Annotated in this window: 10 protein-coding genes; 3 read left to right on the top strand and 7 right to left on the bottom strand. The window is 72.7% G+C overall.

Annotated elements, in window-relative coordinates; genetic code table 11:
* The 3 genes from ABZ948_RS40025 to ABZ948_RS40015 all read right to left on the bottom strand — a co-directional run.
* On the bottom strand, positions 1-976 hold a 976-nt coding region (locus ABZ948_RS40025; RefSeq protein ID WP_494487302.1), incomplete at its 3' end, for a rhamnogalacturonan lyase family protein.
* A gap of 94 nt (positions 977-1,070) precedes the next feature.
* Positions 1,071-1,814: a class I SAM-dependent methyltransferase gene (locus ABZ948_RS40020; RefSeq protein ID WP_359768053.1), complete on the bottom strand. Its 744-nt coding sequence runs from the start codon at positions 1,812-1,814 to the stop codon at positions 1,071-1,073.
* 4 nt (positions 1,815-1,818) lie between these two features.
* The gene (locus ABZ948_RS40015) at positions 1,819-2,124 is read right to left on the bottom strand and encodes a 4a-hydroxytetrahydrobiopterin dehydratase (RefSeq protein WP_359768052.1); all 306 of its coding nucleotides are present in this window, start codon (positions 2,122-2,124) and stop codon (positions 1,819-1,821) included.
* A gap of 127 nt (positions 2,125-2,251) precedes the next feature.
* On the opposite strand from ABZ948_RS40015, the gene ABZ948_RS40010 reads away from it, so the two are divergent.
* Entirely contained in the window at positions 2,252-3,058 is an 807-nt protein-coding gene (locus ABZ948_RS40010) for a helix-turn-helix domain-containing protein (protein ID WP_359768051.1), read from the top strand.
* Here ABZ948_RS40010 and ABZ948_RS40005 read toward each other — a convergent pair.
* Positions 3,040-3,501, bottom strand: coding sequence for a hypothetical protein (locus ABZ948_RS40005; protein WP_359768050.1), 462 nt, complete (start codon positions 3,499-3,501; stop codon positions 3,040-3,042). The two genes, ABZ948_RS40010 and ABZ948_RS40005, sit on opposite strands and share 19 nt — an antisense overlap.
* A 232-nt stretch (positions 3,502-3,733) precedes the next feature.
* Here ABZ948_RS40005 and ABZ948_RS40000 point away from each other — a divergent pair, with 232 nt between their 5' ends.
* Together ABZ948_RS40000 and ABZ948_RS39995 are read left to right on the top strand one after the other, a co-directional pair.
* A complete protein-coding gene (locus tag ABZ948_RS40000) occupies positions 3,734-4,603 on the top strand; it encodes a Sco1979 family transcriptional regulator (RefSeq protein ID WP_359768049.1) in 870 nt (289 codons plus the stop codon).
* A gap of 81 nt (positions 4,604-4,684) precedes the next feature.
* Positions 4,685-5,152, top strand: a complete 468-nt coding sequence (locus tag ABZ948_RS39995; protein WP_359768048.1) for a nitrate reductase molybdenum cofactor assembly chaperone — start codon at positions 4,685-4,687, stop codon at positions 5,150-5,152.
* Here the strand turns inward: ABZ948_RS39995 and dnaK are convergent.
* The 3 genes from dnaK to ABZ948_RS39980 form a co-directional block, all read right to left on the bottom strand.
* Positions 5,149-7,014, bottom strand: a complete 1,866-nt coding sequence (dnaK, locus tag ABZ948_RS39990; RefSeq protein WP_359768047.1) for a molecular chaperone DnaK — start codon at positions 7,012-7,014, stop codon at positions 5,149-5,151. The genes ABZ948_RS39995 and dnaK overlap by 4 nt on opposite strands.
* 63 nt (positions 7,015-7,077) lie before the next feature.
* Positions 7,078-7,818 carry a glycerophosphodiester phosphodiesterase family protein gene (locus tag ABZ948_RS39985; protein ID WP_359768046.1) on the bottom strand — a complete coding sequence of 247 codons (741 nt, stop codon included), beginning with the start codon at positions 7,816-7,818 and terminating at the stop codon, positions 7,078-7,080.
* Entirely contained in the window at positions 7,815-9,200 is a 1,386-nt protein-coding gene (locus ABZ948_RS39980; protein WP_359768045.1) for a hypothetical protein, read from the bottom strand. The genes ABZ948_RS39985 and ABZ948_RS39980 overlap by 4 nt, the downstream gene beginning before the upstream one ends.
* Positions 9,201-9,347 lie beyond the last annotated feature (147 nt).

Here is a 9,347-nt window from a genome sequence, read left to right as displayed (position 1 = left end):
CCATGATCAGCGACGGGCGGGAGCCGTCGAGGTAGGCGGTACCGGCGAGGAAGCGGTCGGCACGGTTGCCGTAGTTGTCGCCCCAGGAGGAGACGGTGCCGCGACCCGGGACGTAGTCCACGCTCTGCATCGCCTTGCCCGTCTGCCCGTTGAACATCGTCAGGTACTCGGGGCCGGACAGCACGTATCCGCTGGAGTTGCGGTGGTCGGCGCTGGAGCTGCCGATCACCGCACCCGTGCCGTCCCGCGTACCGTCGGCGGTCTTCATGGCGACCTCGGCCCTGCCGTCTCCGTCGTAGTCGTACACCTGGAACTGCGTGTAGTGCGCGCCGGAGCGGATGTTGCGGCCCAGGTCGATGCGCCACAGCCGGGTGCCGTCGAGCTTGATGCCGTCCAAGAACGTGTTGCCGGTGTAGCCGGACTGGGAGTTGTCCTTGGCGTTGGTCGGCTGCCACTTCAGGACGATGTCGAGGGCCCCGTCACCGTCGAGGTCGCCGACGGAGGCGTCGTTGGCCTCGTAGGTGTAGGCGACCCCGTCGGGAGTCGTGCCGCCGGCCGGCGGTGAGATCGGGACGTCCTTGTAGCCGGTACGGAACTGCACCGCGTGCACCGAGTCGCCCTGCTCCGTGCCGTTCACCACCGCGCGGACGGTGTAGTCGGCGTGGGAGGGGGCGCCGGAGTGGAAGTAGTTCGTGCTGCCCGTGATCGGCGAGGAGTTGACCTTCGTACCGGCCCGGTACACGTTGAACGCCACGTCGTTCGGGTCGGTGCCCAGCCAGCGCCAGCTGACCAGGTTGCCGCTGCCGGTGTGGACGCTGACCACGCCCCGGTCGAGCTTCTCGACCTGCCGGGCGGTGGCCGCCTGTGCCGCGTCCTGCGTGGCGAACGTGGTGAGTCCGGCACCGGTCAGGGCCGCCGCCGTGACGGCCACGGGGAGGAGCAGGCGGCGTCTGCGGTGCCTGTGGGGGTGCTTCACTGACGGACCTCCTGGGAGATGGGGGGGGTTCCGTCAGAGGTCGCCGCCGGTGGCGCCGGGGTTGCCGTACCTCCGCGCCAGTTCGGCCGCGGGTTCACCCGGCCTTCCGGAACGCCCGCACGCTGAACACCGGGTCGGGGCGCGGCCGGTCCTGGTCGGGGAGGCGCGTGAGCTCCAGGGCGAAGCCCTCCGCGCGCGGGTCGCCGGGCGGGAGGGTGACGAACCAGCCGCGGCGCAGGTCGGCGACGGTGCGGCGCGGGCTGCGGCCCTGGCCGTGCCCGGTGAAACGGGCCTGCCCGGCCGGGGCCAGTCCGTGGGCGGCGGCGTGGGACTCGACGTCCGCGGCCGCGTCCCGGACCGGGCTCGGCGGGCGGGAGGACAGGACGACATCGATGTCGCTTCCCACGTTGTGGGAGGCGGCCTTGTCGACCGTGGTGACGTAGACGCCGCCGGGCCGCAGCACCCGGGCGCACTCGCCGACGATGGCGCGCACCTCGGCGGGCCCGGCGGCCAGGTGCAGCAGCCACACGCTGCACACGGCGTCGAACTCGCCGTCCCGGAACGGCAGGCGGCGGCTGTCGGCGCGCACGACGGCGCCGGGCAGCCGGGCGGCGGCCTGCCGGGTCATCGCGGGGGCGAGGTCGACACCGGTGACGCGCATGCCGTCGCGCGCCGCCGCGAGCCTGCGGGTCACGATGCCGGTGCCGCAGGCCACGTCGAGCAGGCTGCGCGTCTCCGGCGGCACGAGGCTCAGCACCGCCGCCGCCGCGGCGGCCGCCCTGGGCTCGCCGCCGCGCGAGGCGTCGTACCGCTCCGCTTCCTTGTCGTAGTCGAGCACGCGGTCAGTGTGCCCCGTGCCCGGGGGCGAGGTCCTCCACCCTGCGGGCGAGCTCGAAGTCCTTCTCCGTGACGGCGCCGCCCGCGCTGTGCGTGTGCACGGACAGCGCGACGGTGTTGTAGCCGAGCGTGAGGTCGGAGTGGTGGTTCAGTTCCTCCTGGACCTGGGCGATGTGCACGACCATCGCCGTCGCCGCGAAGTGCGAGCCGAGCCGGTAGGAGCGGGCGAGGCGGTCCCCGTCGAGCGACCAGCCCGGCAGCTCGGCCAGCCGGTCCTCGACCTCCTTCTGGGACAGCGGTTCGACGGGCATGGGCTGCGCTCCTTCCCTGGCTCCGGTCTCCTCGGTGTTCTCCCAGCCTGCCACAGCGGGACGCCCGAGACCCTGGTCAGAGGGGTGTGCCTGTCCGGCGCGACCGGTTCTCGACTACGGTCCTGACATGACCACTCACCCGTCCGGCGTCGACCAGGGCGTGGGCCCGCTGCTGCGGGCCTGGCGGGAGCAGCGGCGGGTCAGCCAGCTGGAGCTGGCCCTGCGCGCGGACTCCTCGGCCCGGCACATCAGCTTCGTGGAGACGGGCCGCTCCCGGCCCAGCGAGGAGATGGTGCTGCGGCTGGCCGAGCACCTGGACGTCCCGGTGCGGGAGCGCAACGCGCTGCTGCTGGCGGCCGGTTACGCCCCGCGCTACCCGGAGACCCCGCTGGACGACCCGGCGCTCGGCGCCCTGCGGGAGGGCATCGAACGGCTGATCGGCGGCTACGAGCCGTACCCGGCGCTGGTGGTGGACGCGCTGTACAACGTGGTGGCGGCCAACCGGGGGATCATGACGCTGGTCGACGGCGTCTCCGAGACCCTGCTGGAGCCGCCGCTGAACGCGATGCGGCTGGCGCTGCACCCGCAGGGCCTGGCGCCCCGGATCCGCAATCTGCGCGCCTGGCGCGGTCACCTGCTGGAGCAGATGGAGCGGCAGATCGCCCTGCACCGCTCCGAGCCGCTGCGGGCGCTGCACGAGGAGGTGGCGGCGTATCCGGTGCCCGCGGCGGATCCGGCACAGGAGCCCGCGGAGCCGGTGCCGTACTTCGCGCTGCCGCTGCGGATCGAGCACGAGGGGCGGACGCTGTCGTTCATCTCCTCGATCTCCACGTTCAACACGCCGATGGACGTGACCGTCGCCGAGCTGGCCATCGAGACGCTGCTCCCGGCCGACCCGGCGACGGTCAAGTACCTTCAGTCGCTGATGTCCTGACCGCCCTGACCGTCCTGGCCGTCCTGGCCGTCCTGGCGGATCCTCAGGGCCGTGTACTGGAGGGCGGCGAACCCGGCCACGGTCAGCGCCTGGAACACCGTCCACACCCCGCCCGCGGTGCTCGGCGAGAGCCACAGCGCCAGGGCCGCGAGGCTGAGCACGCTCCAGGCGAGGTTGGCCTCGACGACGGCGCGCACGCCGAGCGCGGGCGGCCGACGGCGGGCGGCCAGCAGGCCCACGCCGGTCGCGTAGAGCGCGAGGAACGAGCCCAGGGCGAGCAGCAGGGCCGGGCGGACGCCGAGGAAACGGCCGAGCGGCCCGGAGAACGCCAGGTAGGCGAGGGCGTTGCCGCCGGTCACCGCGGCGTCCAGGGCCAGGAAGCGGCGCAGCATCGACTGCGGCTCACGGGTCCGGGCGAGCGCGGCGAGCTGGATCGCGGACATGGGGCATCACCCTCCGTCGGGTCGTGGTGGCGGCCGGGTCCCGGGCCGGAGTGCGCCGGCCCGGGAGCCGGTACGTTCACGATCCCCTCCCGGCCGCGCCCGGTCGATTACCCGCGGGGTAATGCCCCGGCGCCGCGCCGTTTCCCGTGATCTCCTCGCCGTCAGGCCTGTGATACGGGCGATCCGGCGTGACAGACTGATCGCATGCGTGGGCACGTTGGGGAGGCGTGGCGTGAGTGAACGGCGGGCCGCACCCACCGTGGGTCAGGTGGTGCTGGGCAAGCGGCTGCAGGAGCTGCGCGAGGCGGCCGGGCTCAGCCGTGACGAGGCGGCGCGGGTGCTGCGCGTCGCCCCCGCGACGGTCCGGCGGATGGAGACCGCCGACGTCGCGCTGAAGATCCCGTACGTGCAGATCCTGCTGACCGCGTACGGCGTGGCCGAGCCCGAGGTGACCGCGTTCGTCGAACTCGCCGAGGAGGCCAACCGGCCGGGCTGGTGGCAGCGGTTCCACGACGTGCTGCCGGAGTGGTTCAGCCTGTACGTGAGCCTGGAGGGCGCCGCGCGGATCATCCGGTCGTACGAGCCGCACTTCGTGCCGGGGCTGCTGCAGACCGAGGGCTACGCGCGTGCGGTGCTGGAGGCGGGCACGATCGGGAACTCCGGCCCGGAGGCCGTGGAGCGGCACGTCTCGCTGCGGATGGAGCGGCAGCGGCTCCTGGAGGGCCACAACCCGCCGCATCTGTGGGTCATCATGGACGAGACGGTGCTGCGCCGCCCGGTGAGCGTGGACGGCCGGGTGATGCGCGACCAGCTGGACAAGCTGCTGGAGTACGCCGCGCGCGACCGGGTCACGCTGCAGGTCGCCGAGTTCGAGGACGGACCCCATCCCGGGACGTACGCCCCGTTCTCGCTGTTCCGCTTCGCCGAGCCGGAGCTGCCCGACATGGTGTTCACGGAGTACCTGACCGGGGCGCTGTACCTGGACTCCCGCAAGGAGGTCTCCGCGCACCTGGAGGTCCTGGACCACATGACGGCCCGGGCGGGCTCCACGCAGCGCACGGAGGAGCTGCTGCGGGAGTACCGGGACAGCTTCGCACCCTGACCCGTACGGACCCCGCCGACGGGTGCGCCCTGCGGCCCGCCTCTAGCGTCGGGATCGCGGGGCGCACGCGAAGGAGGTCCGATGCCCGGATACGAGGTGCTGTACCAGGCGGCCGCGCTGTGCCTGATGTTCCCCGACGACGACTTCCGGACCCGGCTGCCGCTGCTGCGTGAAGCCGCGCCGCAGCTACGGGAGTTCGCCGACCACGCCGCGCTCACCCCGGCGCGCGAGCTGGCGGCCCACTACGTCGAGGTCTTCGAGGCGCAGCCGGAGCACAGCCTGTATCTCAGCGCCTGGCGGGAGGCGGCACCGACGCCCTCCGAGGAGCTGTACCGCGCGCACGGCCTGGAGACGACCGGTGAGGAACCGCCGGACTTCCTGCCCGCGGTGCTGGAGTGCGCGGCCCGCACCGGCGACGTCCAGCTGCTGACGGACCACCGCGACGGCCTGGACCTGCTCCGTGCGAGGCTCACCGACTTCGGCACGCCGTACGCCACCGTCCTGGACGCGGTGTGCGCGACACTGCCGCCCGGCGGCCCGGGGCGTTAGGCGGCGCCGCCCTTCTCGTCCCGCTGGTCCTTCTCGTCGTCCACGATCTCCGCGTCGACCACGCCCTCCTCGTCCCTCGGGGTGCCGGCGGGTTCCTCGGCCGGGGTCTGCTGGGCCTGGGCGTACATCGCCTGGCCCATCTTCTGGCTGACCGAGGCGAGCTTCTCGACGCCGGCGCGCAGGGCGGCGGTGTCGGCCTGCTGCTCGAGCAGGGCCTTGAGGTCGGTGACGGCGGACTCGACCTCGGCCTTCGTGTCGGCCGGGACCTTGTCGGCGTTGTCGCGGAGGAACTTCTCGGTCTGGTAGACGAGTTGCTCGGCCTGGTTGCGGGTCTCGGCGGCCTCGCGGCGTTTGCGGTCCTCGTCGGCGTACTGCTCGGCCTCGCGCATCATGCGGTCGATGTCGTCCTTGGGCAGGGCCGAGCCGCCCGTGACGGTCATCTTCTGCTCGCGGCCGGTCGCCAGGTCCTTGGCGGAGACGTGCATGATGCCGTTGGCGTCGATGTCGAAGGCGACCTCGATCTGCGGGACGCCGCGCGGGGCCGGCGGCAGGCCGGTCAGGTCGAAGACGCCGAGCTTCTTGTTGTAGGCGGCGATCTCGCGTTCGCCCTGGTAGACCTGGATGCCGACCGAGGGCTGGTTGTCGGCGGCCGTCGTGAAGATCTCCGAACGCCGCGTCGGGATCGTGGTGTTGCGTTCGATGAGCTTGGTCATGATGCCGCCCTTGGTCTCGATGCCCAGGGACAGCGGGGTGACGTCGAGCAGCAGCACGTCCTTGACGTCGCCGCGCAGGACGCCCGCCTGGAGCGCGGCGCCGACGGCCACGACCTCGTCGGGGTTGACGCCCTTGTGCGGGTCCTTGCCGGTGAGTTCCTTCACGAGGTCGGTCACGGCGGGCATCCGGGTGGAGCCGCCGACCAGGATCACGTGGTCGATCGCCGACAGCTTCACCCCGGCGTCCTCGACCGCCTGGTGGAAGGGCTTCTTGCAGCGGTCGAGGAGGTCCTGGGTGAGTTCCTGGAACTGGGCCCGGGTCAGCTTCTCGTCCAGGTGCAGGGGTCCCTCGGCGGAGGCCGTGATGTAGGGCAGGTTGATCGTCGTCTCGGTGGAGCTGGACAGCTCGATCTTGGCCTTCTCGGCGCCCTCGCGCAGCCGCTGCACGGCCATCTTGTCCTTGCCCAGATCGACGCCGTACTGGCCCTTGAAGCGCTTGATCAGGTGCTCGACGATCCGCTGGTCCCAGTCGTCGCCCCCGAGGTGCGTGTCGCCGTTGGTGGCCTTGACCTCGATGACGCCCTCGCCCATCTCCAGCAGCGACACGTCGAAGGTGCCGCCGCCGAGGTCGAAGACGAGCACCGTCTGGTCGTTCTCCTTGTCCAGGCCGTACGCCAGCGCCGCGGCCGTCGGCTCGTTGATGATCCGCAGGACCTTCAGGCCCGCGACCTCGCCGGCCTCCTTGGTCGCCTGGCGCTGGGCGTCGTCGAAGTACGCGGGGACGGTGATCACCGCGTCGGTGACGTCCTCGCCGAGGTAGGACTCCGCGTCCCGCTTCAGCTTCTGCAGTACCCGCGCCGACAGCTCCTGCGCCCGGTAGCGGGTGCCGTCGATGTCGCCCTGCTCGGGGAAGCGCCAGTGCGCGTCACCCATGTGGCGCTTGACCGAGCGGGCGGTGCGCTCCACGTTCGTCACGGCCTGCCGCTTGGCGACCTCGCCGACCAGCACCTCGCCGTTCTTGGCGAACGCCACGACCGAGGGCGTGGTCCTGGCGCCCTCCGCGTTGGCGATGACGGTGGGCTCGCCGCCCTCCAGCACCGCGACCACCGAGTTCGTGGTTCCGAGGTCGATCCCGACCGCACGTCCCATCGCCGTCCCCTTCCGCCAGGGCGCTCTCCCTACTCTCCAGCACAAAACTTGAGTGCGCTGTTGTCAATGCCGCGAGGGGGTGATCGGTCCCCGGAGCGCCACGGCGCGGCGGGGCCGGTCGGTGACCAGTACGTCCACCCGCGGGTGGGCGAGGAAGGCGCGCATGAGGGTGTCGTCGTTGACGGTCCACACCATGGTGAACAGGCCGTGCCGGGTCGCCTCCCGCAGCACGTTCGTCCTGGCCAGGCGCTGGTGCACGGCGACGCCGTGGGCCCCGCAGGCGCGGATGCGGCGGGCGGGGAACAGCTCGCTGAGCCGTGTCCCGGGCAGCCGCGCCAGGGCCAGTTCCCGGCGGTCTCGCCCCAGGGAGAGGGCGGTGCGCACCCCCGGGTGGGACCGGGTGACGGCGGCGACGGAACGGTCCTCCAGCGTCGTCACGACGAGCCCGTCCTCGCCGAGCAGCGTGACCGCCCGGTCGATCACCTCCTGCTCATAGCCCACCTCCTTCAGGTCCAGGTGGGCCACGAGCTTCCCGGCGATCAGGGCCATGACCTCGTCCACCACCGGCACCTCGTACCCGGCACGCTCGCACAGCTCCGCGTGGGTGAGCGCCGACAGCGGCGGACCGGCGGGGCCGACCCGGGGGTCGTGGTAGACGACGAGGACGCCGTCGCCCGTGCGGCGGATGTCGAACTCGACGTACTCCGCGCCGGACTCCAGCGCGTCCCGGTACGCCTCCCAGGTGGCGGCGCCGGCGCGCTCCGAGCCGCCCCGGTGGGCGGAGACGGCGGGGTGCGGCGTCATCGTCGTCGGCCTCCGGAGGGCGAGCGCGGGGGCGGGACGGGCACGAAGTCGTCGTCGGGCGCGGGCAGCAGGGGGCCGGAGCCGGCGCGGACCCGTCTGAGCAGGACCCAGCCGATCAGGACGAGGACGACGAAGGGCAGCCAGGCCAGCGCGTACGCCGTTCCGTAGGCGCGCAGGTCGAGGATGGAGCGGTGCTCGTCGACGTTCGTGCCGTTCACGCCGAAGAAGGCCAGCAGCAGCGTCGGCGGCAGGGCGATCAGGGTGGCGGCGGCGACGAGGCCGGAGACGGTGCGGTCGCGGCGGTCGTCGCGCTCGGCGAGTTCGGCGTCCAGGGCGGCGGAGCGGGCGCTGATCACCGAGGTGAGGCGTTCGACCATGCGGGCGGAGTTCTCCAGGCTGTCGCGGATGCCGAGGGCGTCACCCAGGGAGGACTGGAAGGCCTCGGTGATCATCTCGGGGATCAGCAGGCTGTCGACATAGGCCTCGACGCCGAAGGCGAGGTCCAGCTGGAGTTCGTTGACACCCGCGGAGAGGCGGGAGATCAGGGAGCGGATCTCGGTGGGCGAGACGGCATGGGCCTGTTCGTTGGCCTTCATCATGGCGAAGGCCGCGAGGCGGGTGCGCTGGAGCACGGCCAGGGCGGAGACCATGCCGACGGCGACGAGCATCAGGCCGTTCTCGACGTGCGGGGCCCAGCCGGCCTGGACGGAGACGCCGCGGCCGAGGGCGGACACGGTGACGCCGTGGTTGCGCAGGTGCGGCGCGAGGTTCGGGTCATGGGGCGTGGCCGGGTTCCAGGGCATCCTGCCGCGGTAGACGATCTCGTTGAGCAGGACGGCCTTGCGGGCCTCGTCGGCGGTGAGCAGCTCCCGTTGCAACCGGCCGCCGGGGAAGACGAGTTGGTGCACGTTCTGGCCGAGGGCGAGGGGCCGGCCGCCGAGCTGTGCGGACAGCGCCGTCAGCAGCGGGCGGTCGTCGAGTTCGATGCGCTCCCGGTCGAAGCAGGTCGTGGCCAGCCAGACGGCGAGGTCGCCGGCCGTGGTCTCGCCGGCGAAGGCGCAGTCCACGACCAGGGTGGCGTCGCCGCGCGGGGTGGTGACGACGAGGATCCGCAAGGACGCGAGGGCGAGGCCGTGGTCGCCGTGCGGCAGCCGGAGCCGGCGGGGCGCCACCTGCTCGTCGAGCACCGGGACGGGCAGCACGTCCTGGCTGGTCATCAGGTGGGAGGCGAAGCGGCCGTAGTCGTAGCGGTCGACGAGGGCGCCCAGGGCGGTGTCCCGGGGGCGCAGCCGGCCGGAGAGGCTGAACAGCAGCAGGACGCGGGTCCGGTCACGGGTGGCGGAGTCGAGCACCGTCGCGCTCGCGGACGTTCCCGGCAGCATCGCGTTCCTTCCCGCCCATCGGTTCGAAAGCGTCTGGTTCATACCCCGGCCGCGGGTGGTGAACCGACGACGTCGCGGGGGGCGGGCCCCCGGGGGGCGCGCCGGCCGGCGGGGGGGGGGGGGGGGCGCGCGGCGGGGGCGCACCGG

It is taken from the genome of Streptomyces olindensis, assembly GCF_040645895.1.
GTDB lineage: Bacteria > Actinomycetota > Actinomycetes > Streptomycetales > Streptomycetaceae > Streptomyces > Streptomyces olindensis.
Note: the sequence above shows the minus strand (reverse complement) of the source record. Positions and strands in the feature narration are given on the sequence as shown.

Coding starts and splice junctions, on each gene's coding strand:
- ABZ948_RS40015 (WP_359768052.1), bottom strand. CDS start 2,124: ATGCCCGTCGAACCGCTGTCCCAGAAGGAGGTCGAGGACCGGCTGGCC.
- ABZ948_RS40010 (WP_359768051.1), top strand. CDS start 2,252: ATGACCACTCACCCGTCCGGCGTCGACCAGGGCGTGGGCCCGCTGCTG.
- ABZ948_RS40005 (WP_359768050.1), bottom strand. CDS start 3,501: ATGTCCGCGATCCAGCTCGCCGCGCTCGCCCGGACCCGTGAGCCGCAG.
- ABZ948_RS39995 (WP_359768048.1), top strand. CDS start 4,685: ATGCCCGGATACGAGGTGCTGTACCAGGCGGCCGCGCTGTGCCTGATG.
- dnaK (WP_359768047.1), bottom strand. CDS start 7,014: ATGGGACGTGCGGTCGGGATCGACCTCGGAACCACGAACTCGGTGGTC.
- ABZ948_RS39985 (WP_359768046.1), bottom strand. CDS start 7,818: ATGACGCCGCACCCCGCCGTCTCCGCCCACCGGGGCGGCTCGGAGCGC.
- ABZ948_RS39980 (WP_359768045.1), bottom strand. CDS start 9,200: ATGCTGCCGGGAACGTCCGCGAGCGCGACGGTGCTCGACTCCGCCACC.